The sequence below is a fragment of the Pseudomonas sp. FDAARGOS_380 genome (assembly GCF_002591235.1).
GTDB lineage: Bacteria > Pseudomonadota > Gammaproteobacteria > Pseudomonadales > Pseudomonadaceae > Aquipseudomonas > Aquipseudomonas salmasensis.
Genome location: NZ_CP023969.1, coordinates 5,913,030 through 5,936,915, shown reverse-complemented (window position 1 = coordinate 5,936,915; position 23,886 = coordinate 5,913,030). Strand labels below are relative to the sequence as shown.

Annotated in this window: 16 protein-coding genes and 2 rRNA genes; 7 read left to right on the top strand and 11 right to left on the bottom strand. The window is 60.4% G+C overall.

Translation table 11 applies throughout. From position 1 onward, the window contains the following. The first annotated feature begins 6 nt into the window (after positions 1-6). The 3 genes from CRN80_RS27500 to mrdA all read left to right on the top strand — a co-directional run bounded on the left by CRN80_RS27500 (position 7) and on the right by mrdA (position 5,277). Positions 7-2,897, top strand: a 23S ribosomal RNA gene (locus tag CRN80_RS27500). A gap of 158 nt (positions 2,898-3,055) precedes the next feature. Next, positions 3,056-3,171 (top strand): 5S ribosomal RNA (gene rrf, locus CRN80_RS27495). A 213-nt stretch (positions 3,172-3,384) separates the two neighbouring features. Then, positions 3,385-5,277 carry a penicillin-binding protein 2 gene (mrdA, locus tag CRN80_RS27490; RefSeq protein ID WP_032892540.1) on the top strand — a complete coding sequence of 631 codons (1,893 nt, stop codon included), beginning with the start codon at positions 3,385-3,387 and terminating at the stop codon, positions 5,275-5,277. A 1-nt stretch (position 5,278) separates the two neighbouring features. Here mrdA and CRN80_RS27485 read toward each other — a convergent pair whose 3' ends face one another. Next, positions 5,279-5,680, bottom strand: a complete 402-nt coding sequence (locus CRN80_RS27485) for a GFA family protein (protein WP_098952143.1) — start codon at positions 5,678-5,680, stop codon at positions 5,279-5,281. A 98-nt stretch (positions 5,681-5,778) separates the two neighbouring features. Between CRN80_RS27485 and CRN80_RS27480 the strand changes: the two genes are divergently transcribed. Beyond that, positions 5,779-6,246 carry an SRPBCC family protein gene (locus tag CRN80_RS27480; protein WP_098952142.1) on the top strand — a complete coding sequence of 156 codons (468 nt, stop codon included), beginning with the start codon at positions 5,779-5,781 and terminating at the stop codon, positions 6,244-6,246. Positions 6,247-6,287: 41 nt separating this feature from the next. Here CRN80_RS27480 and CRN80_RS27475 read toward each other — a convergent pair whose 3' ends face one another. Beyond that, positions 6,288-8,501: a TonB-dependent siderophore receptor gene (locus CRN80_RS27475; RefSeq protein ID WP_098952140.1), complete on the bottom strand. Its 2,214-nt coding sequence runs from the start codon at positions 8,499-8,501 to the stop codon at positions 6,288-6,290. Positions 8,502-8,719: 218 nt separating this feature from the next. Between CRN80_RS27475 and CRN80_RS27470 the strand changes: the two genes are divergently transcribed. From CRN80_RS27470 to CRN80_RS27460, 3 genes are all read left to right on the top strand, one after another. Further along, positions 8,720-11,077: a DNA polymerase II gene (locus CRN80_RS27470; protein ID WP_098952139.1), complete on the top strand. Its 2,358-nt coding sequence runs from the start codon at positions 8,720-8,722 to the stop codon at positions 11,075-11,077. A gap of 49 nt (positions 11,078-11,126) precedes the next feature. Continuing rightward, positions 11,127-11,759 carry a glutathione S-transferase family protein gene (locus CRN80_RS27465; protein ID WP_098952137.1) on the top strand — a complete coding sequence of 211 codons (633 nt, stop codon included), beginning with the start codon at positions 11,127-11,129 and terminating at the stop codon, positions 11,757-11,759. A gap of 152 nt (positions 11,760-11,911) precedes the next feature. Further along, a complete protein-coding gene (locus tag CRN80_RS27460; protein WP_098952135.1) occupies positions 11,912-12,490 on the top strand; it encodes a DUF4174 domain-containing protein in 579 nt (192 codons plus the stop codon). Positions 12,491-12,526: 36 nt separating this feature from the next. On the opposite strand, the gene CRN80_RS27455 is transcribed toward CRN80_RS27460, so the two are convergent. The 9 genes from CRN80_RS27455 to CRN80_RS27415 form a co-directional block, all read right to left on the bottom strand. Continuing rightward, the gene (locus CRN80_RS27455; RefSeq protein ID WP_098952134.1) at positions 12,527-13,933 is read right to left on the bottom strand and encodes a lipid II flippase MurJ; all 1,407 of its coding nucleotides are present in this window, start codon (positions 13,931-13,933) and stop codon (positions 12,527-12,529) included. Then, positions 13,933-14,754 (bottom strand): DapH/DapD/GlmU-related protein, encoded by an 822-nt coding sequence (locus CRN80_RS27450; RefSeq protein ID WP_098952132.1) that lies wholly within the window; start codon positions 14,752-14,754, stop codon positions 13,933-13,935. The genes CRN80_RS27455 and CRN80_RS27450 overlap by 1 nt, the downstream gene beginning before the upstream one ends. After that, positions 14,751-16,154 carry an O-antigen ligase gene (locus CRN80_RS27445; protein WP_098952130.1) on the bottom strand — a complete coding sequence of 468 codons (1,404 nt, stop codon included), beginning with the start codon at positions 16,152-16,154 and terminating at the stop codon, positions 14,751-14,753. Before CRN80_RS27445 ends, CRN80_RS27450 begins: the two co-directional genes overlap by 4 nt. After that, complete coding sequence (locus tag CRN80_RS27440; protein WP_098952128.1) at positions 16,154-17,257, bottom strand: glycosyltransferase family 1 protein; 1,104 nt, start codon at positions 17,255-17,257, stop codon at positions 16,154-16,156. The genes CRN80_RS27445 and CRN80_RS27440 overlap by 1 nt, the downstream gene beginning before the upstream one ends. Further along, complete coding sequence (locus tag CRN80_RS27435) at positions 17,248-18,462, bottom strand: glycosyltransferase family 4 protein (protein WP_098952126.1); 1,215 nt, start codon at positions 18,460-18,462, stop codon at positions 17,248-17,250. The genes CRN80_RS27440 and CRN80_RS27435 overlap by 10 nt, the downstream gene beginning before the upstream one ends. Positions 18,463-18,484: 22 nt before the next feature. Then, on the bottom strand, positions 18,485-19,825 hold the full coding sequence (locus CRN80_RS27430; RefSeq protein WP_098952124.1) for a beta-galactosidase: 1,341 nt from the start codon (positions 19,823-19,825) through the stop codon (positions 18,485-18,487). Beyond that, complete coding sequence (locus CRN80_RS27425) at positions 19,822-21,003, bottom strand: glycosyltransferase (RefSeq protein ID WP_098952123.1); 1,182 nt, start codon at positions 21,001-21,003, stop codon at positions 19,822-19,824. The genes CRN80_RS27430 and CRN80_RS27425 overlap by 4 nt, the downstream gene beginning before the upstream one ends. Then, on the bottom strand, positions 21,003-22,982 hold the full coding sequence (locus CRN80_RS27420) for an exopolysaccharide transport family protein (RefSeq protein ID WP_098952121.1): 1,980 nt from the start codon (positions 22,980-22,982) through the stop codon (positions 21,003-21,005). The genes CRN80_RS27425 and CRN80_RS27420 overlap by 1 nt, the downstream gene beginning before the upstream one ends. Positions 22,983-23,051: 69 nt before the next feature. Further along, positions 23,052-23,882: a polysaccharide biosynthesis/export family protein gene (locus CRN80_RS27415; RefSeq protein ID WP_098952119.1), complete on the bottom strand. Its 831-nt coding sequence runs from the start codon at positions 23,880-23,882 to the stop codon at positions 23,052-23,054. Positions 23,883-23,886 lie beyond the last annotated feature (4 nt).

Below are 23,886 nucleotides of genomic sequence, written 5' to 3'. Positions count from 1 at the left end.
TTATATGGTCAAGTGAAGAAGCGCATACGGTGGATGCCTTGGCAGTCAGAGGCGATGAAAGACGTGGTAGCCTGCGAAAAGCTTCGGGGAGTCGGCAAACAGACTTTGATCCGGAGATGTCTGAATGGGGGAACCCAGCCATCATAAGATGGTTATCTTGTACTGAATACATAGGTGCAAGAGGCGAACCAGGGGAACTGAAACATCTAAGTACCCTGAGGAAAAGAAATCAACCGAGATTCCCTTAGTAGTGGCGAGCGAACGGGGACTAGCCCTTAAGTGGCTTTGAGATTAGCGGAACGCTCTGGAAAGTGCGGCCATAGTGGGTGATAGCCCTGTACGCGAAAATCTCTTAGTCATGAAATCGAGTAGGACGGAGCACGAGAAACTTTGTCTGAATATGGGGGACCATCCTCCAAGGCTAAATACTACTGACTGACCGATAGTGAACTAGTACCGTGAGGGAAAGGCGAAAAGAACCCCGGAGAGGGGAGTGAAATAGATCCTGAAACCGTATGCGTACAAGCAGTGGGAGCCCACTTTGTTGGGTGACTGCGTACCTTTTGTATAATGGGTCAGCGACTTATTTTCAGTGGCGAGCTTAACCGAATAGGGGAGGCGTAGCGAAAGCGAGTCTTAATAGGGCGTCTAGTCGCTGGGAATAGACCCGAAACCGGGCGATCTATCCATGGGCAGGTTGAAGGTTGGGTAACACTAACTGGAGGACCGAACCGACTACCGTTGAAAAGTTAGCGGATGACCTGTGGATCGGAGTGAAAGGCTAATCAAGCTCGGAGATAGCTGGTTCTCCTCGAAAGCTATTTAGGTAGCGCCTCATGTATCACTGTAGGGGGTAGAGCACTGTTTCGGCTAGGGGGTCATCCCGACTTACCAAACCGATGCAAACTCCGAATACCTACAAGTGCCGAGCATGGGAGACACACGGCGGGTGCTAACGTCCGTCGTGAAAAGGGAAACAACCCAGACCGTCAGCTAAGGTCCCAAAGTTATGGTTAAGTGGGAAACGATGTGGGAAGGCTTAGACAGCTAGGAGGTTGGCTTAGAAGCAGCCACCCTTTAAAGAAAGCGTAATAGCTCACTAGTCGAGTCGGCCTGCGCGGAAGATGTAACGGGGCTCAAACCATACACCGAAGCTACGGGTATCACGTAAGTGATGCGGTAGAGGAGCGTTCTGTAAGCCTGTGAAGGTGAGTTGAGAAGCTTGCTGGAGGTATCAGAAGTGCGAATGCTGACATGAGTAACGATAATGGGTGTGAAAAACACCCACGCCGAAAGACCAAGGTTTCCTGCGCAACGTTAATCGACGCAGGGTTAGTCGGTCCCTAAGGCGAGGCTGAAAAGCGTAGTCGATGGAAAACAGGTTAATATTCCTGTACTTCTGGTTATTGCGATGGAGGGACGGAGAAGGCTAGGCCAGCTTGGCGTTGGTTGTCCAAGTTTAAGGTGGTAGGCTGGAATCTTAGGTAAATCCGGGATTCTAAGGCCGAGAGCTGATGACGAGTTACCTTTTAGGTAACGAAGTGGTTGATGCCATGCTTCCAAGAAAAGCTTCTAAGCTTCAGGTAACCAGGAACCGTACCCCAAACCGACACAGGTGGTTGGGTAGAGAATACCAAGGCGCTTGAGAGAACTCGGGTGAAGGAACTAGGCAAAATGGCACCGTAACTTCGGGAGAAGGTGCGCCGGTGAGGGTGAAGGACTTGCTCCGTAAGCTCATGCCGGTCGAAGATACCAGGCCGCTGCGACTGTTTATTAAAAACACAGCACTCTGCAAACACGAAAGTGGACGTATAGGGTGTGACGCCTGCCCGGTGCCGGAAGGTTAATTGATGGGGTTAGCTAACGCGAAGCTCTTGATCGAAGCCCCGGTAAACGGCGGCCGTAACTATAACGGTCCTAAGGTAGCGAAATTCCTTGTCGGGTAAGTTCCGACCTGCACGAATGGCGTAACGATGGCGGCGCTGTCTCCACCCGAGACTCAGTGAAATTGAAATCGCTGTGAAGATGCAGTGTATCCGCGGCTAGACGGAAAGACCCCGTGAACCTTTACTATAGCTTTGCACTGGACTTTGAATTTGCTTGTGTAGGATAGGTGGGAGGCTTTGAAGCGTGGACGCCAGTCTGCGTGGAGCCATCCTTGAAATACCACCCTGGCAACTTTGAGGTTCTAACTCAGGTCCGTTATCCGGATCGAGGACAGTGTATGGTGGGTAGTTTGACTGGGGCGGTCTCCTCCTAAAGAGTAACGGAGGAGTACGAAGGTGCGCTCAGACCGGTCGGAAATCGGTCGTAGAGTATAAAGGCAAAAGCGCGCTTGACTGCGAGACAGACACGTCGAGCAGGTACGAAAGTAGGTCTTAGTGATCCGGTGGTTCTGTATGGAAGGGCCATCGCTCAACGGATAAAAGGTACTCCGGGGATAACAGGCTGATACCGCCCAAGAGTTCATATCGACGGCGGTGTTTGGCACCTCGATGTCGGCTCATCACATCCTGGGGCTGAAGCCGGTCCCAAGGGTATGGCTGTTCGCCATTTAAAGTGGTACGCGAGCTGGGTTTAGAACGTCGTGAGACAGTTCGGTCCCTATCTGCCGTGGACGTTTGAGATTTGAGAGGGGCTGCTCCTAGTACGAGAGGACCGGAGTGGACGAACCTCTGGTGTTCCGGTTGTCACGCCAGTGGCATTGCCGGGTAGCTATGTTCGGAATAGATAACCGCTGAAAGCATCTAAGCGGGAAACTAGCCTCAAGATGAGATCTCACTGGAACCTTGAGTTCCCTGAAGGGCCGTCGAAGACTACGACGTTGATAGGTTGGGTGTGTAAGCGCTGTGAGGCGTTGAGCTAACCAATACTAATTGCCCGTGAGGCTTGACCATATAACACCCAAGCAATTTGACTACTCTAACGAGCATCAGATTGCGGTGTGTGAAGACGAAAATGAACCGAAAGTTCGACGCTCACAAAACACCGAGATCTATCACCTACCCAATTTGCTGAAGCGAGGCCAGCTGGCCACGACTCAGTACCCGAATTTCTTGACGACCATAGAGCATTGGAACCACCTGATCCCATCCCGAACTCAGCAGTGAAACGATGCATCGCCGATGGTAGTGTGGGGTTTCCCCATGTGAGAGTAGGTCATCGTCAAGATTAAATTCCGAAACCCCAATTGCGAAAGCAGTTGGGGTTTTGTTTTGGGCGCTCGAAAATTCCAGCGCTTCTGGCAACATTAAATAAGCTGCCGTTGAGGGAATTCGATACAAAGTGTTTCTGCATTTTTGCTATGGTGCAGCACATTTTCACAAGGATTGATCTTTATCCGCAGGATGCGGCGTCGACCTTTTCCAACGAGATGCTGTAGAAATGCCTGAACCGATACCTATCAAAGATCATGAAAAAGAAAACCGCCTGGTCAACAAGCGCTTGCTCGCCTGCGCGTTGTTGGTGATTGGGATCACGTGTGCGCTGGTAGGGCGCATGTATTTCCTGCAGGTGGTGCAGTACGACTACCACTCCACAATTTCGGAAAACAACCGGGTCCACGTACTGCCCATCACACCGACTCGCGGCTTGATCTATGACCGTAATGGCGTGGTGCTGGCCGACAACCGCCCTAGTTATAACCTGACCATCACCCGTGAGCGCACCGCCGACCTCAAGGGTGAGCTGGACGAAATCGTCAATCTGTTACACCTGCCTGCCGAAGACCGTGCGGTGTTTGATAAGGCGCTCAAGCAGGCCCGTCACCCGTTTGTTCCCGTCACGTTGTTCTACGAGCTGACCGAAGAGCAGATCGCCGTTTTGGCCGTCAACGAGTTCCGTCTACCTGGTGTGGACGTCGAGCCACAATTCGTTCGCCACTACCCCCTGGGCGCGCACTTTGCCCACTCGATTGGCTACGTCGGTCGCATCAACGAAAAAGAATCCAAGACCCTTGATTCGGTCGAGTACCGCGGTACCCAATCCATCGGCAAAACCGGAATCGAGCGCTTTTACGAGTCAGAACTGCATGGCCATGTCGGTTATGAAGAGGTGGAGACCAACGCACAGGGCCGTGTGCTGCGCGTGCTCAAGCACACCGATCCGATCCCTGGCAAAAACATCGTCCTGAGCCTCGACGTCAAGCTACAGGAAGCCGCCGAAGAGGCCTTGGGCGACCGTCGTGGTTCGGTAGTCGCCCTGGACCCGCAAACCGGTGAAGTACTGGCGATGGTCAGTAAACCGAGTTTCGATCCGAACCTCTTCGTCACCGGCATCAGCTTCAAGGAGTACGCCGCGCTGCACGACTCCATTGACCGACCGCTGTTCAACCGCGTGCTACGCGGTCTCTATGCGCCAGGTTCAACCATCAAGCCGGAAGTGGCCATTGCCGGTCTCGACAGTGGTGTCGTTACCCCACAAACCCGAGTCTTCGACCCGGGTTACTATCAGTTGCCTGACTTTGACCATAAATACCGCAACTGGAACCACAGCGGTGACGGCTGGGTGGACATGGACGCGGCCATCATGCGTTCCAACGACACTTATTTTTACGACCTGGCCCATAAGCTCGGGATCGACCGCCTGCACGACTATCTGGCCGAGTTCGGCCTGGGCCAGAAAGTGTCCCTGGATATGTTCGAAGAATCTGCCGGCCTGATGCCATCCCAAGCCTGGAAGCGTGCGACCCGTCGCCAGCCGTGGTTCCCAGGCGAAACCGTGATCCTCGGCATTGGCCAAGGTTATATGCAAGTGACACCGCTGCAATTGGCCCAGGCCACAGCATTGATCGCCAACAAAGGTGTATGGAACCGGCCGCACCTGGCCAAGACCATTAACGGTGTGGCTCCGGTAGATGAACACCCGATGCCCAACGTGGTGCTCAAAGACCCGCGTGACTGGGAGCAGGTCAACCACGGCATGCAATTGGTGATGCACGATCCCCGCGGTATCGCCCGGGCGGCAGCGCAAGGCGCCCAATACCGTATCGCCGGCAAGAGTGGTACCGCCCAGGTGGTGGCGATCAAACAGGGTGAGCGCTACAACCGCAACAAGACGTTGGAGCGGCATCGCGATAACGCCTTGTTCGTCGGCTTCGCGCCGGCCGAACATCCGAAAATCGTGATTTCAGTCATGATCGAAAACGGCGAGGCCGGCGGCCGTGTAGCCGGGCCTGTGGTGCGACAGATCATGGATGCCTGGTTGCTCGACCAGGAAGGCCACCTCAAGCCGCAATATGCAGCGCCGGCCAAGGCTCCTGGCGATCCACGGGTTTGACTCAGACCTTCCATTCGTCCCAGCGCGCTACGCCGTCATAGGCCAGCCAGGGCACTTCATGGGCCGTCCAGATATGCGAGGTGGGCCTGACGCCCGGATCCTCATCCAGCGTCGCCACCCGCACAATCACGTGGGGCTGATGCCCACGTTCAGCGATCAGATGTGAGCCGCAGCGCGAGCAGAAATGTCTGAATTTGCCCGGCGAAGATTCAAAGGACGACAGCAGTTCCTCACCCTGCGTCCAGCGAAAATGCTCACGCATCACCCCGGCCGTGGCAACAAACGCGGCCGCGTGTGCCTTGCGGCAGCTTTCGCAGTGGCAGTGGTTGATGGGCATGTCCAGGCTGTCCACTTGGTAGCGCACGCCTTTGCACAAGCAACTTCCATTCAGTGGGTCAGTCATAACCTATGGCCAGGCAAGGAGGGGGTCATCATCATCGCGCACAACGCAAGGTTGCGCATTGGTTGATGTCGCCTAGTGTTCAATGAAGGAGGTGACTTTTGCACGTATTAGATCGCATCGAACGCAAAGTCCTGCTCAACGCATCACGTAAACAGGTCTGGGAGGCACTCACGCAGGCCGAGCAATTTGGTCAGTGGTTCGGTATCGCGCTTAAGGGTAAAACCTTTGTGGCCGGAGAAACCATCGAAGCACCCATTACCTACAAAGGTTACGAACATGTCGTGTGGAAGGCCAGGATCGAACGCATCCTGCCCCAAACGCTGTTTTCTTTCTGGTGGCATCCTTTCGCAGTGGAAGAGGGCATCGACTACGACAAGGAGGCACCGACGCTGGTGGAGTTCACGATTGAAGATCGCGCTCTAGGCCTGCTCTTGCGAGTAGTCGAGTCCGGTTTTGACCAGATCCCCGAAGCGCGGCGCCAGAAAGCCTTCAAGATGAACTCCCGTGGCTGGGACGAGCAAATGGGCAATATCGAAAATTATCTGAGCAGCCGCCCAACAAGGTGAGGGGGCGCGGGGGAGTTCTGTCCCCCAACCCTTTTACGTTTTCAGAAATCAATCGTCGCCGACAACTTCGCCACCCGCGGATCCCCCTGGCTCAGGAATCCACCCTGGGCCGATTCCCAATACTTCTCGTTGGCCACGTTCTCCACCGTGGCACCCACCGTCACCTCACGCTGTTGCAGCATGAAGGTGTAGCGCGCGCCCACGTCGAAGCGGTTCCAGGCCGGCAGGCTCAGCTCGTTGGCTGCGTCGGCGTACTGGCCGCCGGTGCGCAGCATACGGCCGTTGAGGGTCACGCCCTGCAAGCCCGGCACATCCCAATCCACCCCGGCGTTGAGCTGGAATGAAGGTACGCCAATGGCGCGGTTGCCGTCGTTGGCGCCGTTGAGTGTGCCCTTGAGTTCGGTATTCATCAGCGTCACTCCGCCCAGCAGGCGCAGGCCGCTGACGGGCTCACCAAAGACGTTCAGCTCGACGCCTTTGTTGATCTGCTGGCCTTCACGCACATAGCGGGCGTTGGTGGCGTCGATGGCTTCGGCATAACCCGCGCCTGGCTGTTCGATACGGTACACACCCAAGGTCGCGCCATAGGAGCCCATGTCCACTTTGACACCCGCTTCGATCTGCTTGGACCGTGCAGGCGCATAAGCCTGCCCGCCACCGATGACCGTGAGGCTGCCGGATTTGAGCGGCGATGTCGGGCCCTGGGCCAGGCCTTCGATGCGGTTGGCATATAGCGACACATGCTCCCAAGGCTTGAACACAATGCCGTACACCGGCGTGGTGATCGACTCGTCATAATTGGCCGTGCGGGTGCCGCTCATGTAGTTGTAACTCTGTACCACCATCTGCTGGCGGCGTGCGCCGACGGTCACCAGCAAGCGGTCGTCGAAGAACCCTAAAGTGTCGGATGCCGCGAGGCTGCGTACGAACGTCTTGCCAGTGATGGTCGGATCGCTGAAGTCGGTACCGGGAGTATTGCGCGGGCTATTGAGGGCCGGTGGCGCGCCGGTCACCGGGTGATAGATGTTGGTTGGCGTTTTTTCGCTGGCGAACACATAGGCGTTGCGCGCCTCGGTCCAGATACCGGCCAGGCCGACGTTGAGCCGATGGCTGACGGGGCCGGTCTGGAACTTGCCATTGAGCCCACCCATCGCGCTGGTGTTGTTTTCTTCGTGGGCGATCGTCGAGCCACTGGCGCTGGCATTGCCGAGGTTATCGCTCAGTGTCACCGACGAGTAGCGCCCCATTTCGCGGCTGTGCTTGGCGCCGGCTGCCGCGTATGCGGTCCAGTATTCGTTGAGGTCGTACTCGGCGCGCAGCATGCCCAAGGTATCCTCCAGGTTGGTACTGCTCCAGCTCGGTGCGTAGTTGGTGTCTGCCGAAGGGGCATCCGGTACGTGGGTGATCTTGCCGAGAAAGACCGAGTTGCGCCCGCCGTTGATGCGCTGCTTCTGATACACAAAGTCACCGGACAAGCGCAACGCATCGCCGCGGTAGTCCAGGCCGGCGGCAAACAGCATCGAACGCTGGTTCTCATCATCAATGCCGGTATCGCCTTCGCGCTGGGACAGGTTGACCCGTGCGCCGAAACGGTTGTCTTCGCCAAAGCGCTGGCCAATATCCAAGTGTTCTCCAATCCGGCCATCACTGCTGATGTCGGTGCTGAAACGACGCAGCGGCACATCATCGGCGCGCTTGGGTTGTAGATTTACACCGCCGCCGATCCCCGAGCCGGTGGGGGTGACGCCGTTGATAAACGCGTTGGGGCCCTTGAATACCTCTACGCGCTCCAGGGCGTCAGTGGAGATGATCTGGCGCGGCAGGATGCCGTACAAACCGTTATAGGAAATGTCGTCGCCATTCAACGGCAGGCCACGGATCATGAACGTCTGGGACTGGTTCGCATACCCCGAGGCCTGGCGCACCGAGGAGTCATTGAGCAGCACGTCGCCAACGGTTTCTGCCTGCTGGTCGCGAATCAACTTCTCGGTGTAGGAGGACATGCTGAAGGGCACATCCATGATGTCTTGGTTGCCCAGCACACCCAGTTGGCCGCCACGTGCAACCTGGCCGCCGGCAAACTCGGGGGGCAGCGCAGTGGGGGCCGGCGCTTCGGCATTGATGCTGGTGGCACCCAGCTCCAGCACGTTGTCTGACGTCGATGGGGGGGCCGCCTGTGCCGTAACACTCAGGGAGCAGCACAAGGCAAGCAGGGCAGGGCGAAACGGTACAGCGAGAGGGTGACAGATGGGCATGGTCGGTCCTGACGGCGAACCGTCAATTATGAGGAAGTGGGCAACAACGTTGCGCTTCCTCACTGCGCGGATACGACTCCGGTGCAAATGATAGTAATTACTATTAATGCCCTGCAACAAATTTATGAGATTGCGCGTTGCGTATGCGTTTACCCGCCGCCTTAGCCCGGATGCCGAGTAGAATCACGCCCTGAATGCGATTCTTGAGGTGCGGTACGGTGGATTTACAGCAGGGTTTTGTCCTGACCCGGCATTGGCGCGATACCCCGGCAGGCACGGAGGTCAGCTTCTGGTTGGCCACCGACCAAGGGCCACGGTGCATTCGCCTACCCGTGCAAACCTCGGTGGTGTTCATCCCGGAAGCTCACCGCAAGCCGCTCGATTGGTTGCTCAAGGGCGAGCGCGATCTTGAGTTGCGCCCGTTGCAGCTGTGCGACTTTCATCACCGCCCGGTCCTGGGCCTGTATGCGCGCCAGCACCGCCAGTTGATGGACATCGAAAAGCGCCTGCGCGCTGCCGGGGTCGATGTCTACGAAGGTGACGTGCGCCCGCCCGAGCGCTACATGATGGAGCGCTTTATCACCGCCCCGGTGTGGTTCGGCGGCACGCCGGATGCGAGCGGCACCTTGCTCGACGCGCAGATGAAGCCCGCCCCCGACTACCGCCCGCCCTTGAAGCTGGTGTCCCTGGACATCGAGACCACCGCAAAGGGCGATCTCTACTCCATCGCCCTTGAAGGCTGCGGCGAACGCCAGGTGTACATGCTCGGCCCGCCGAACAAAACCGACGCCGTGGATTTCAAGCTCGACTATTGCGACACCCGCGCGCAACTGCTCGAACGCCTCAACCAATGGCTGGCCACGTTTGACCCCGACGCGATCATCGGCTGGAACGTGGTGCAGTTCGACCTGCGCGTCCTCCACGAACACGCCCAACGCCTGAACGTGCCGCTGTTGCTGGGACGTGGCGGTGAAGCCATGGCCTGGCGTGAGCACGGCAGCCGCAATCACTACTTCGCTGCGGCGGCGGGGCGGTTGATCATCGACGGTATCGAAGCGCTGCGTTCGGCCACTTGGAGTTTTGAGTCCTTCAGCCTGGAAAACGTCGCGCAAACCCTGCTCGGCGAAGGCAAGGACATCTCCACGCCGTACCAGCGCATGGACGAAATCAACCGCATGTTCGCTGAGGACAAGCCCGCCCTGGCGCGCTACAACCTCAAGGACTGCGAACTGGTCACGCGGATTTTCGAGAAGACCGAGCTGCTCAAGTTCCTGCTCGAACGCGCCAGCGTCACCGGGTTGCCGGCCGACCGTAACGGCGGCTCCGTGGCTGCCTTCACCCACCTGTACATGCCGTTGATGCACCGCCAGGGTTTCGTCGCGCCGAACCTGGGCGACAAACCGCCCCAAGCCAGCCCCGGCGGGTTTGTCATGGACTCACGCCCGGGCCTTTACGAGTCGGTGCTGGTGCTGGACTACAAAAGCCTTTACCCGTCGATCATCCGCAGTTTCCTCATCGACCCGGTGGGCTTGATCGAAGGCCTCAAGCACCCTGACGACAGCGACTCGGTGGAAGGTTTTCGCGGGGCGCGCTTCTCCCGTACCCGGCATTGCCTGCCGTCCATCGTCACCCGCGTGTCCGAAGGCCGCGAAGAGGCCAAGCGCGAGCGCAATGCGCCGCTCTCCCAGGCGCTGAAGATCATCATGAACGCCTTTTACGGGGTGCTCGGCTCCAGCGGTTGTCGGTTCTTCGACACTCGGCTGGCGTCCTCGATCACCCTGCGGGGTCACCAGATCATGCGCCAGACTCGCGCACTGGTTGAGGCCCAAGGGTACGAGGTGATTTACGGTGACACCGACTCCACCTTCGTCTGGCTCGGCAGCGCGCATTCTGCGCAGGATGCCAATCGCATCGGCCTGGCGCTGGTGCAGCACGTCAACGATTGGTGGCGTGCGCACCTGAGCAACGAATATGGCCTGCAAAGCGCTCTGGAGCTGCAATACGAAACCCACTTCAGCCGCTTCCTGATGCCGACTATCCGCGGCGCCGAGGAGGGCAGCAAAAAGCGCTATGCCGGCCTGGTCGTACGCGAAGATGGCAGTGAAGACATGGTCTACAAGGGCCTGGAAACCGTGCGCAGCGACTGGTCGCCCCTGGCCCGGCAATTCCAGCAGGAACTCTACCAACGCATCTTCCATCGCCAACCCCATCAGGACTACATACGCGACTACGTGCGGCGTACCTTGAGCGGTGAATTCGATGAGTTGCTGATCTACCGCAAACGCCTGCGCCGGCCCTTGCACGACTACGAACGCAACGTCCCGCCCCACGTACGCGCCGCGCGCCTGGCGGACGAGTACAACGATCGCCTGGGCCGCCCGCGCCAGTACCAGCGCGGTGGCTGGATCAGCTACGTGATCAGCGTCAACGGCCCGGAACCGCTGGAAGTACGCCAGGCGCCCATCGACTACGACCACTACGTCACGCGCCAATTGCAGCCCGTGGCCGACGCAATACTGCCGTTCGTGAATGATGATTTCGGTACGTTGGTGGGCGGGCAAATGGGACTATTCTAGCTAATCGACCACAGGCTCACTATTGCCCTTAGCTCAGGAGGAAACGCCCATGTACACGCTCTATGGCACCGACGAATCCGGCTCCTGCATGATCGAAATTGCCCTGCAACGCTGCGCAGTGCCGTGGCATCGCGTGGAGGCCAGTTCCTGGCAGGACGGCGAGGGCAGCGACGCCCTTGCACGTATCAATCCACTCAAGCAGATCCCCACGCTGGTTACTCCAAATGGTCAGGTGCTGACCGAAAGCGCCGCGATCCTGATCCACCTGGGCCTGGAGTATCCCAATGCCGAGTTGCTGGCTGGCGATCGTACGCAGATCCTGCGCGGCTTGCTGTACATCGCCGCCAACTGCTATGCGGCGATCGGCATCATCGACTACCCGCAACGCTGGTTGGGCAATGCCGATGAGGCGCAGCAAGCGCAACTGGTCAGCGGCACACGGCGCTACCTGCACCAGGCCTGGGTCGTGTTTGCCGATCAGTTTGCCGGCCAGCTGTTTACCCCGAGCAACGCGCCGAATGCACTGGGCATCATGGCGGCGGCGGTGTCGCGTTGGGACGACGCGCGGGAGGTGCTCGGCAATCTGGCGCCGGGCTTTGCGCAGAGCCTGGAGCGGGTAGACGCTGACCCGGTCGTGGCCCCCGTTTTTGCCCGGCATTGGCCGCAGTGGAAGGCCTCGTAACCGGAAGAAACAATGACCAGGCCACTGTCCAAGCCCTTGCGTAGCGGGCTTCCTGACCTACGCTTCTCAAAGTGGTGTAGGAATCATCCTTGAATTTGGCTGTCGCAGACATGAAACTCAAGAACCCTGCATGGAATTCAAAGGAGGTGCGCATGCTCATCCGGTCGCTGACCCTGGCTACCTTGATGGCTTTTACGGGGCCGTTGTTGGCCGCTGATGATAATCCGCTCAAGCAGGAATTGGGCAAGACGCGCCCCCTGGTGGTCGTAGAGCTTGATGCTGGAAACCCGACACTGGCAACGCTGAAGAAACAACTGGAAGAGGCTGCCACCAAGCAGTCCTTCGAAGAGCGCAAGATGGTGCTCTACACCGTGAAGTTCGGCAACATTGGTGCAGAGGGAAGAAGTTTCGCCAAGGACACTCAAGGCGGCAAAGAGCTTCAACCGCCTGAAACCAACGCGCTGATCCGCGCCCTCAAACTCGGCGTCGGCAGCGGCACCAAGGTGATCCTGATCGGCAAGGACGGCGAGAAGAAACTCGAAAAAACCGTACCCCCAGACAGCCTCGACCTGAAGGAATTCTTCAGCGCCATCGACCAGATGCCTCAGGCGGAAAAGGAGCTTGCCGCACCTGCGGAGCCGGAGCCTGTTCCAGCCGCGCCAGCGGCTCCGGCCAAGGGCAGCAAACCCGCCAAGCCCGGCAGCAAAGCCCCCAAGCCACTGGAGGATTAACAGATCCTCATCCCACCCCTGTGGTGGGAGCAGGCCTCAGGCTTTCCACGGCTTGAGCCAAAGCCCCAACCCCAGCAACACCAGCGCGCCGGCCAGGCTGCTCAACCCCAACTGCCATCCATCGTTGTGCAAGGGGTGCAGGGCCAGCGCCGCCACTCCCAACAGCACCCCGCTCAAGCCCCACTGCAACGGCCAGCCCAGTTGGCCGAGCAGTTGCTGGCGGTGCATCAGCAACAGGTTGGTCACCACCACGCCACCCAACGCCGCCAAGGCGATCCCCGGCAGGCCGAAACAATAGGGCAGCACCACCAGTAACGCGGCATTGACCAGGCTGCCCAGCAGTTCGCAATTGAGCGGCAGGCGCGTGTCACCGCTGGCGTAGGCGTAGCGCGCGAGCATCGCGTTCCAGGCGCCAAACACCAGCGGCGTGGCGAACCAGGCCAGCAGCGCCGGCAGTGGGCCGTCGGCGCTCTGGGCGGGCATCAGCAGATGAATCAGCGTAGGGCTGGCGCCAATCAGGCCGAAGGCCGCAGGCAGGCTCAGCAGGGTCGCTGCATCCAGGCCGCGGCGCAGCAGCGCCAGGCGCTGTTGGCCTTGCTCGCCGCTCATCATGCCCAGCAGCACTTGGTTAAGGCTCATCAAGGCAATCAGTGGCAGGTTGATCAGCTTGCGCGCGAGGTTGACCCACGTCACAGCGCCTTCCCCCAGGAAACTGGCGATCAACCGCTCCAGTAGCGCCAGGCCCTGGCTGGCCACGTTGCTGGCCAACAACGGGCCGATGCGCCCCAGCAATTCGCGGCCTGCCAGCGGATCGCCGCTGACCTGCCACGGCCGCCAGCCGAAGGACCAGACCGGCGCCAGCAACGGCAGGCACATCAACACACTACCCGCAAAAAAGCTCATGGCCAGCTCGGCACTGTCGCTGGAGCTGCCACGGATAAACAGGTACAGCACCGGTGGCAGATTGAACAATAAAGAGCCCAGGCCCGGCAGGACAAAACGTTGGCGTGCCTGCAAGGGAATACTGAACAACCCATGCATCACCAAGCCTGGCGCACAGGCCGCCAGCCAGCGCAGGTTGGCGGCGGCCTGTGCATGGGCCGCGGCGTCCAGGCCGGGGCCGATCAGGCGTACCCACAGCGGCGCGCCCAGCGCCAGTAGGGCAAACAGGGCCAGGCCCACGCCCAGCAGGCGGGGGGACAGGCTGGCCAGCCAGGCTTGCTGGCGCTGTGGGTCGCGTTGCTGATAGAGGGGCAGGGCAGCCGCTGCGAGCAAGCCGGCGGCCAGGGTCATGCGCAATGCTTCGGGCAAAAACACCGCCACCAGAAACCCGTCGCTGCGACTGCCCGCACCCCAGGCCGCCACCAGCAGCCATTCGCGGGCAAAACCGGCCACCAGCCCGGCGAGCGTCGCCAGGGTCAGCCAGAGCGTGCTGCCGAACATCAGTGAAACAGGGTGAACAGGCCTTTGCCACCCACCTTGTAGTTCAGGTCATGGCAACGTTCGCCCATGATTTTGGCGCCGCTGCCGCCAATGATTTTGTAGGGGGCCACTGCCTTGGCCACCACGGTATTGGCGCTGATCACTGAACCATGGCCCAGGTGCGTGCCGTAGCCGATCAACGCTCGGCTGCCGATCCACACATAATCGTCGATGTAGATCGGCCCGGAAATCGACCAGAACTCCGGCGCCTGCAAATCATGACTGCCGGCGATGATCAGCACGTGGGAGGCAATCGCCACATGGTTGCCGATCACCAGCCCGGCGCGGGCGTCCACCTGGCAATGCCAACCGATGACCGAATCGTCGCCGACCACCAGATTGTGCATGCCCAGCACTTCGGTGTTACGCCACACGCTGGAGCCCTTGCCGATCTTCGCGCCACCCAGGCGCAGCCAGGCGATGCGCACATGGTGGCTGGGGATCTTGTTGATCAAGATGTTGTAGGCCATGTCCCAGACACTGCGCCATCGGTCTTTGACGGTTGCCCAGTTTTTGCCGTAACGCGGCAGTAGCTGGGCCGCAAGGTCCTGTTTCATCCGGTGGAACAGGCGGCGCGCCACCGGGTGCTCAATCGCGGTTTCCAAGTCGATGGAGCTGATCCAGAAGCGCTTGTTGTCGCCTTCGCCTTCTTCAAATACCACGTCGTGGGCCAGGCACCAGTCCAGCGCCTCTTCCAGGTCTGGCAGGCTCACGCCTATTTCAGCGGCCAGCGTGGGGAGGCGGTCGCGCAAGTCGGTGGAGTGAATCATCCGGTGCTTCATGGTTGGTTATCCTTTGGCGCAGTAGCAGCAACAGGGGCGGTAATGGAAGGGCGCAGGCGCACCTGTTGCAGGCTCATGCCCATCAACAGCCAGAACAGCGCGATCAGTACAAAGGTGAAGCTGAAGTAGTGGTCGAAAATCCCCGTCAGCAGCGCCGCCAGCACGCCACAAACGCACCCCAGCCACAGCGCATTGTCGGCCGTGACTTTGCGCACCTGGCCCAGGGGCCGCACTTCGCGCCACCACAACAGGGTGACGGTGATAAACAGCAGCATCCCTGGAATGCCGACCTTGTAGATAAAGTTCAGCCACAGGTTGGAGATCCCCAACAGATTGGAGCCGGGCACGGGCGGGTCGATCTTGAAGCCGATCCCCAGGGGGAAGGTCGCCATGGCGGTGGGGAACCTGGCGTACTCGTCAAAGCGGATTTCGGTACTGGCGTTGGTGGTCGAGAAGATGGTCAGCAAGCGCTCCTGCAACGGCGGATAGAACATCACCAGCGCAACGGCGAACGCCGCCCCGATACCGATGATGCGCCCGCTGTTCGGCACGCGCTTGTAGGCCAGCCAGATCAACACCAGCGCCAGGGCCACGATGGCGCCACGGGAAATACTCAGCAGCAGGCCGGCACACCCCAGCACCGCCACCGCCAGGCCCAGGGCCCGACGCCAGCCGCTGCGGGTCCAGCCATAAAACAGTGCCAGGGGAATAAACAGCACCAGCACGCCGCCGGTCAGGTTGGGGTGCACCCAGGGCGAGGCCATGCGCGTGTAGTTGGCGGAGAAAATATCCTTCACCGCTTCCGGGTGGGCGTATTTGAGGTCGGTGAGAATATCGATCATCGACATCGCATTGCGTGTCTTCAGGAACATGAAGATCGACAGCAACAGCATCGCTAGGTTACCCAGCAACAGGGCGACCACTACCTTGTCGCGGTCGGCGTCGGTGCGCAGCAGCAGCGGCACGATAAACAACATCGACAGGTTCATCAGCCAGCGCACCCAGTTCACCGGCCCGTTGCCTTCGGCATGGATGATCAGCATGCCCCAGATAAACGGAATGGTGCTGAACAGCATCAGCCACATCAGCGCCCGCTCGGTCGGCCGCCACAGCATGAAGCCACGGGTCTTGCCGATGAACGATTGCCAGAACACCCCGACCCAGGTCAGCCCCAGCACCGCCTCGCTGACGGTGGTGCGGATGCCCAGTTGCAAGGTGGTGTAGGGAATACTGGTGGCCAGTACCGCGAAAATCAGCAAGCCCCACAGGGGAAAGCGGATCAGGGTCAAGGCCACGGCCACACCGGCCACCACCAACATGACCTTGATCGGTGACAGGGCCAACAGCAACCCGCCGAACACCAGGCCCAGCAGCAGACTGACGAATTTTCCTGGCAGCATTAGCGGTCCAATTCCTTGAGCAAAGTGTCCAGGCGCGCGCGATAGGCCGGTTCGGCAAATTGCCGGGCCCAGGCGCGGTGTGTTTCGCCGTCTTGCGTGGCCTCGGCGGCTGCCAGTTGTTGCATGACCTTGTGCAGTTGCTCGGCGTCATGGGGGGCGAAGCGCGGGGCGTTGGGCGGCGCGATTTCATCCAGGGCGCTGCCGCGTGCCACCGCTACCGGCGTGCCGACACTCAAGGCTTCCACCACCGGCAAGCCAAAGCCCTCGGCATAGGACGGCTGCCACAGGCACGCGGCATGACGGTAGAGCGCTTGCAGTTGGCTGTCCGATAAACCGCTGCACCAATGCAGGCCTGGTAAGTCACCGAGTGCTGCGGGTACATCGCTGGCGTGGCCCACCAGTACCATGTCCGGCACATCAGGGTTCAGCGCACGGCAGGCCTGCCATTGGCGCAGGAAGAATTCCATGTTCTTGCGTGGCTCCCGCGTGCCCACCACCAGCCAGTAGCGTGTCGGCAGGTTGGTTGGCAGTGGCTCTGGCGCTGCGTTCAGTTCGGGCACCAGGTTGTTCAGCACGCGGAACTTGGACCGTGCCCAAGGGAACAGACGCGCGGCCTCATTGCAGGAAAACTGCGAAGGGCACCACACCCGATCAGCCTGCCATACCGACCAGGCAATCGAAGCCCCGTCGATCAAGCGGTAGGCCAGGGCCTTGAGCTTGGAGCGATGAAAGTTGCGGTGGGTGAGCTGAAACAGGTCATGCAGCACCAGCACATAGCGGGTACCGGCGGGTTTGCGACACAGCGGCAAGCCCATATTGGCCGTGGCGATGTACAGGTCGATCTGCTGCTCGTGCAGCGCCTTGGGCAAGAAGCCGCGCTCGAACCGCAGGCGCACTTGTGGGCGTTGCAGGCCGTCCAGCGGGCTGGCCCAGGCCGGGCAAACCGCAGTCTGGCGTTGCGGGTGGTCCAGAGGCGCCTCACTGAACAGCACCACCTCGGTGTTGCCCCGCGCGCGCAGGGCGTCTTCCAGTGCCACGACCTGGCGGGCGATGCCCGAAGACGGCGCAACCGTGGCGGGGCGATAGTCCAGGGCTACGCGCATGGCTGAGACTCCTTGGCGGTAAGCAAGCTGCGGTAGAGGTGTTCCAGTTCATTACCCGCCACCGCCCAGTCGTGGTATTGCCGCGCATAGTCGCGTGCGGCATCGGCCAGTCGCCCGGCCAGCGCCGGTTCATCCAGCAGGCGCACAACGGCGTCGGCCAGGGCCTCGGCGTTTTCGCCGGCCAGGTAATGCACCTGCGGCTGTACCGCCAACCCGGAAACACCCTGGGCCGTGCTCACCAGCGGCAAGCCGGCGGCCATCGCTTCCAACACCTTGAGCTTGGAGCCGCCGCCATGGCGCAACGGGGCGACAAAACCGGCGCAGCGGCGTTGCAAGGCGCACAGGTCGGGAACAAACCCGAGCCACTCGATACGTTCATCGGGCCAACGCTCGCGCCAGTGTTCGGGTAAGCCATAGCCGACTACCGCCAGGCGTGCGTTCGGGCACTGCAACCAGACCCTGGGGAAGATCTCTTCGAGCAGCCACTGCACAGCGTCTAGGTTCGGTGCGTACTCGTAGTTGCCGACGAACAACAGGCGCTGGCTCTGTGCATCGGCGTTGACCTCGGCGAAGGCGCGGCTGTCAACCCCATTGACCACCACGCTCACCGGCGTCGACGACAATGGCCGCATGGCCTGAGCGTCCGCCTCGGTCACCGCGACCACATGAGCGGCGGCATCGAACGCCTTGCGTTCCCATTGCCGGCAGCGCCACTGGTCGTACTGCACAAATGGCGCGGCCCACTTGGGGAAGCGGTCGTAAGTGGCGCCGCCGAGGCTCGACTCCAAGTTGTGCTCGGTCAGCACAAACTCGCGCCGCTGCTGCTGCAAGGTGCGTAGAAACGGTTGCAGGCTGTAGCTGTGTTCTACCTGAATCACGTCCCAGCGCTCGTTCAACAGCTGCGCAAACTGGGCCTGCAACGGTGCCGACAGGCCGTTGACTGTGGTCAACAGCGGCCAGGGCGCGAACAAGCCTGCGAGCAGGGTCAGCGGGTGTTTCAGTGGCCGGCGCGGTACCACGATCAGGCGCTCGAGCAGCGGCTCAAGGGCCGCGTGCACCGCGTCATCGGCTAGCGTTTTCGATTGCGCCAGCAGCGTGATGCGATGCCCGCGCTCACTCAAGGTGCGCAGCAAATGGTACTGCCGCGTCTTGCCACCGCTGGTGGTCGGCCACGGCAGGTAGGGCACAATCCAGAGGATTCTCATGTACAGCTCTCCATGCCCGGGGCTACCACACCAGTATCTGCAAACTTGGCTTCACCGCTGGGCGAATACCGTTGTCGTCGCTCAGGGTTTGCCGGGCGCCGGTCAGCGGGTCCAGCAGTTCCGCGTTTTTGATGCCGGGCAGGCTGATGCTGCTGCCTTTGGCGCTCCAATACATCAGCAGGTTTTTTCCGTCAGGGCGGGTCCAGGCCACGCTGTAGAAGCTGTCCGGTACATCCTGCAATTGCGGCGTGTTGCCGGGTTTAAGCGTGGGGCCGGTAATCTCCAGGAAGCGGGCGAGGGCGGTGTACACCGGCTTGGGTTCGCCATCGAGGTTCAACAGGCCGTAATGCTGGTCGCGTGGCGAGGCACGTTGGTCGAGGTCGGACAGCGCGAACAGGAAGATCTTCTGGTAGTCCTGGGACGCCATCAACGCCAGGCGGCGCAAGGTGTAATCGGCTTGCCCGTCGATACCGATCAGGTCCTGCATCTCCTTGGGGCCGGCATAGCTGGACCAGCCCCATTCAGTGGCCCAGACCTGCTTGATCCCGGCACCGTGCAGCATTGAATTGAGTTGATCGCCGCGCAGCAGCACTTCGTTCTTGCCCGGCTCATCGGTTTCCGGGGTCATCGAATAGGGGTGATAAGCCGCGACCATGCCCAGGCTTTGCACGCCCAGCGCGCCGAGTGCTTCGAACATCAGGGTTTTGCCACGCGGCGGCATCTGGCTGTAATACGCCATGCCACCCATGACCTGCAGTTTGTCCGGCGCTGCAATGTTCAAGGCCTTGTGACTGGCCAACAACAACTGCGCGTATTCCTTGGCGTTGACTTTGGGGCGCCAGTTGTTCGGCAGGTTCTGTTCATTCCACACCTGCCAGGCATCGATATTCGGATAACGCTTGGCCAGGACGGCCAGGCGCATGGCATAGATATTGGCGTCCCTCGGTTGATACTGGTCCTGGAACGGCACGCCCTTGGGGGCGGTGGTGATAAAGGGTGCCGACCCCACCAGGTAAAACACCGAACGCAGTTTTTCGGCGGTCAGGGTGCGGTCCAGTTCATCGAAGGTAGCGAGCTGATAATCGTCTTCCTTGGGTTCCAGGCGATCCCAGTGCAGGTCGACCCGCACCCATTGCAATCCAAGCTTCTTATATTGGTGGATCTGCTTACGGTACTGCTCGGGCGTGAACCACAGAAAGTGGGCGTTCACGCCGAGAAAGTCCTTCCAGACTACGGTGCGCTCCGGGGCCAGGTTCACCGGTTGTGCATCGACTTTTTCACTCAACAGCAGGGCGCTACCGACGGCGATTGACAGCACCAGCGGCAGGTAGCGCCACAGTGGACGAACGGATGACAGGTTCATCGCAACGGCTCCTCACAAGCAACCCGAAATAATTCAGCAAACCGCTGGGCCGTGTTGGCCCACTGGCGTTGGTGGCCGATTTCTCCTGCCCGAGCGGCCCATTGCTGCGCCTGTTGCGGGTCGAGGATCAAGCGGCCCAAGGCGTTGCTCAAGGACGCTGTATCGCCCTGCTGATAGGTGATGCCATTGCCGCCGGCCACCTCTTCGGCGAAGGCGCGGGCGTTGGAGGTGATCACCCCGCGCCCGCATGCATTGGCCCACGACAGCGCGCCACTGGTGCCACGCATCTGCCCCAGGAAGCTGAGTTTTTTCGATTCGCGATAGGGCAGCACCATCACATGGTGTGCCTGGATCGTAGAAGGGATCTGCGCCGAGGGCAGGTCCAGTTGCCAGTCCACCACATCCTCAAGATGCAGGGCGCTGATCTGCTCGCGCAGGCCGTCGAGGTAGTTGCCGGCGGGGTCAAAGGTCATTTCCGGCGCGGTGCCACCGGCCAGGGTCAGGCGTACCTGGCCTCGGCATTGCGGGTGGGCGGCCAGTGATTGGGCCAGGGCCAGCAGCAAGTCCTCAATGCCCTTGCCACGGTAGATAAAGCCGAAATACAGCAGGCGCAACGGCGCCAGTGGCGGCAACGCCTGGGGCGCGATGGGCAGGTTGCCATGGGCAATCACCGCCACCTGTTGCGGGCGCAGGCCCATGCGCTGGCGCAGGCAGTCGCCGCCCAGGCGGGTGAGGGTGATCAGGCGGCGCATGCCTTTGGCCAGGCGCCGTTCTTCGTGCAAGGTCAACGGGTCGGCCAGCAGCGCCGCCGCCTGGGGCAGCGGGTGGGGCAGGCGTTCAAGCAGGGTCAGAGGGAAAAACAGCTTGGCCCGGCGCCAGATCAGGCGCTCCGGGTCATGCACCGTGGCGGTCAACGGCAGGTGCGGTTGCGCCCGGCGCAGGTACTCCAGCGCCTGGAACTCACCGAAGCGTCCACCCCCCAGTTCAGCATGCACCAGGTCCACGCTGCGCCAGTCAAAGGCCTGCAGGCGCTTCAACTGTTCAGGCAGCTCCAGGCAGCCGGCGAGTGGGGTCACCACCTCCAGGCCTTGTTCGATCAACGCGTTGCGCAAATGCGCGGCGTAATCGGCGATCCCGGTCTGCTCCGGTGGCAGCGGCGCCAGCAATGCGATACGCATCAGGCCGCCCCACGCCAGCTGTTGAGTCGCGCCAGCACCTTGGCCGGCACTTCGAAGCGACGGCGGTTGAGGATCATGCCGTCGACTTTGCCGAACGCGGTGGTCAGCAACGACACGGCATTTTCGATCGTCGGGACGGTGCTGGTGCGGGCTTCGATCACCAGCACAATCTGGTCAGCGCGGCGCAGCGTCAGGAACGCCTGCGGGTTGGAGGACAACGCCGAGGCGTCCAGCAGCAACACTTCACCCGGCGTTGGCGCGTTCGCCCCATCGACCGAGACGCGGTGACCACGCTCCTCCAGCAGACGCTTGAGTTGCGAGGCGATAAAGGTCACACCCTCGCCATGGCGCGCCGAGGTCAGGCCCAGGGCAAAACCTTGGGTGGCAATGCGATCCAGGGGCAACAGGCTGTACAAGCGATAAAGGCTGGCGGTGACGGCTGCCGGCGTTGCGTCTTGCACATCGGGAATGCTGCTCCACAGCGGCACGTGGAACATCTCCTGCAAGCGGGTGCCATCGTGGATGCGCTGGTCCAGCAGGTAAAGCACATAGATGGTCAGCAAGCCCACGGCCACGCCAGCGGGAATAGCGAACAACAGCATCAGCAGGCTCTTGGGAAACACACGTGCCGGGTTGAGGGTGGCGTGTTCGATCAGGGCGATGTTGCTGATCTGGCTGTTGTCCAGTTCGTGGTCGATTCGCGCCTGTTCAAGATTGTCCGAGTACAAGGCATAGCTTTTTTCGGCGGTGCGCAGTTGTTGGCTCAGGGTGTTGAGTTGCGGTTCATCGGTCATCGCCTGGTCACGCTGGGCGCGCAATTCGGCAAGGGTCTTGTCGTAGTTCTCGATTTCCCCGGCCAGTTTGCGCTCTTGCAACTGGGCGTCGATCATTTGCTGTTTGACGTTGATCACCAGGCTGTTGGGCGCGGTGTTCTGTGAGCGTTCCAGGCGGGTGGCTTCCTGGGCGCTGAGGGCTTCCATGTCGCGGATGTTCTGCTCGATCTGATTGACTTGCGGCGTGCCCGGCAGGTACGTGCGCAACAGCCGAGCCCGCTCCACTTGCAGCGCATTGAGCTGGCGCTTGAGGTCGAGCTGGGTGGGGTTGAGGCTGGTTTCGCGCATCGTCACCACGTCTGCCGGCTGGCTCTTGATCTGCTGGCTGGCGTTGGCCAGCAGGCTGCGAATCCCCGAGATCTGGTTCTGTGCGCTGACCTTGGCATCGGTGACGCGGTCGATCTGGTTGGTCAGGTTCTTCAGGCGCGCATCGACACTGATCGAGTCGATCTGCTTCAAGCGGCCTTGCAACTGGTCCTTCAGGCTCTGGATATTCTCCGCCACCTTGGCGCGTTCGGTTTCATAGAAGGTGTGCAGGCTCTTGCGCCCGAGAATCCGCGCACGTTCTTCGAGGTAGGCGTTGACCCAGGTCTCGACGATTTTTTGCGCCACCGCCGGGTCGTCCCAGGTGAAGGATATCTCGATCACCGAAGAACCCGGCTCGTGGCCGGCGGTAAAGTTCTTCTCCAGTGAGGTCGCCAAGCGCTCCAGCGGGCTTTGTTTCTCGGCAAGGCCGACGAACTGCAGCACACTACGAATGCCATTGATGACTTCGCCCACGCCCTTTTTGATGTAGAACTTGGTGACCTTCCAGAAGCCTTGCGGCGGCTCGGCGGTCATTGCCATATAGCGCTCGGCGACGATATGCACGATGGGCCGGCCCGTGAGCATTTTTTCTTCGTCGACAATCGGGTCGTGCTGGGTGCTCGGAGCAATCAGCGTCTGGCGGTTGGCGGCCTCGATCGGCAAGGTGGTGTTATCCCGCCCCGGCTTGACCAGCAAGCGCGCGTCCGACTCGTAGCGAGCCGGCAGCAGGAAGGCACCGAGCACGGCGATGACGATCGTGGTGAGCACGGCCAGTTTGAATTCGCGGCGGTAGATGAAAAACAGCCGCAGCAGGTCGCGAAGAGAGCGGATTTCGATCACAGGATTACTCCATTGAAAATTGTTTAACGCTGAATGCGAAAAATTGCAGTCAAGCCAATCTGGTAACGATCAAGGAGTTGTGCCTGATGGAAAGACGTTTATAGGGCCATTAGTCGTGTTCCCGCTGTTCTTCACGCCGCTGTCGTTGAGGTCGTAATTCAAGCCAATACCAATCCCTTTGTTGATCGGAAACAGCTTGGTGAAGTACATATCCACAGCCTCCACCGTCGCGCCGATGCCCGACTGCGGCACAAAGATCAAATCGCCGCGCTGCAACGCCACCCGCGGGTGATTGGGGTCGGTCAGCATGCTCTCCAGGCTGATGAAGTACGTCCTGTACTTGCCATCGGGGCCAGTGCGCAGCAAGGCTACGTTGGAGGCATCCGCCGAGGGCAATACACCACCGGAACTGAGCAGCGCCTGCTCGACGCTGACGTTGCCGGCCAGGTCGAAAAACGCCGGGTTGGACACCGCACCGCCGATAAACACCTTGTTGCTCGGTGCGCTGGCGATGTTCACCGTCACCGCAGGTTCGCGGTAGATGCGCTTGTACTTCTCGGTGATTTCCTTGCCCAGGTCTTCGGGCGTGCGCAAGGCGGCCTTGACCCGGCCAATATTGGGCAGCGAGATCACACCGTCGGGGCGCACCACGAACACGGTCATGTCATCGGCCGCCGACGGCTCCTGGGCATCACGCACGATACGCAGCGAGTCGCCGCTCTGGATCAGCACCTGCGGCGGTGGCAGGTCGGCCAGGGTCAGCGCCGCTTGATGGCCGGCCTTGAGCGTATTGTTGTCAGGAAGCGGTACCCGTGCGGGGGTCGAGCAACCCGCCAGCCAGATTGAGGCACTCAAGAGGCTGAGCAGGGTAAGACGGGAACGTCGGTTGATAGTCTTCATGACG

Bases quoted from the DNA above. Each gene is read 5' to 3' on its own strand.
- CRN80_RS27445 (WP_098952130.1), bottom strand. From the start codon at position 16,154: ATGCTGCCAGGAAAATTCGTCAGTCTGCTGCTGGGCCTGGTGTTCGGC.
- CRN80_RS27455 (WP_098952134.1), bottom strand. From the start codon at position 13,933: ATGTTCGGCAGCACGCTCTGGCTGACCCTGGCGACGCTCGCCGGGCTG.
- CRN80_RS27475 (WP_098952140.1), bottom strand. From the start codon at position 8,501: ATGCCCATCTGTCACCCTCTCGCTGTACCGTTTCGCCCTGCCCTGCTT.
- CRN80_RS27485 (WP_098952143.1), bottom strand. From the start codon at position 5,680: ATGACTGACCCACTGAATGGAAGTTGCTTGTGCAAAGGCGTGCGCTAC.
- CRN80_RS27435 (WP_098952126.1), bottom strand. From the start codon at position 18,462: ATGAGAATCCTCTGGATTGTGCCCTACCTGCCGTGGCCGACCACCAGC.
- CRN80_RS27440 (WP_098952128.1), bottom strand. From the start codon at position 17,257: ATGCGCGTAGCCCTGGACTATCGCCCCGCCACGGTTGCGCCGTCTTCG.
- CRN80_RS27425 (WP_098952123.1), bottom strand. From the start codon at position 21,003: ATGCGTATCGCATTGCTGGCGCCGCTGCCACCGGAGCAGACCGGGATC.
- CRN80_RS27450 (WP_098952132.1), bottom strand. From the start codon at position 14,754: ATGAAGCACCGGATGATTCACTCCACCGACTTGCGCGACCGCCTCCCC.
- CRN80_RS27465 (WP_098952137.1), top strand. From the start codon at position 11,127: ATGTACACGCTCTATGGCACCGACGAATCCGGCTCCTGCATGATCGAA.
- mrdA (WP_032892540.1), top strand. From the start codon at position 3,385: ATGCCTGAACCGATACCTATCAAAGATCATGAAAAAGAAAACCGCCTG.
- CRN80_RS27460 (WP_098952135.1), top strand. From the start codon at position 11,912: ATGCTCATCCGGTCGCTGACCCTGGCTACCTTGATGGCTTTTACGGGG.
- CRN80_RS27430 (WP_098952124.1), bottom strand. From the start codon at position 19,825: ATGAACCTGTCATCCGTTCGTCCACTGTGGCGCTACCTGCCGCTGGTG.
- CRN80_RS27415 (WP_098952119.1), bottom strand. From the start codon at position 23,882: ATGAAGACTATCAACCGACGTTCCCGTCTTACCCTGCTCAGCCTCTTG.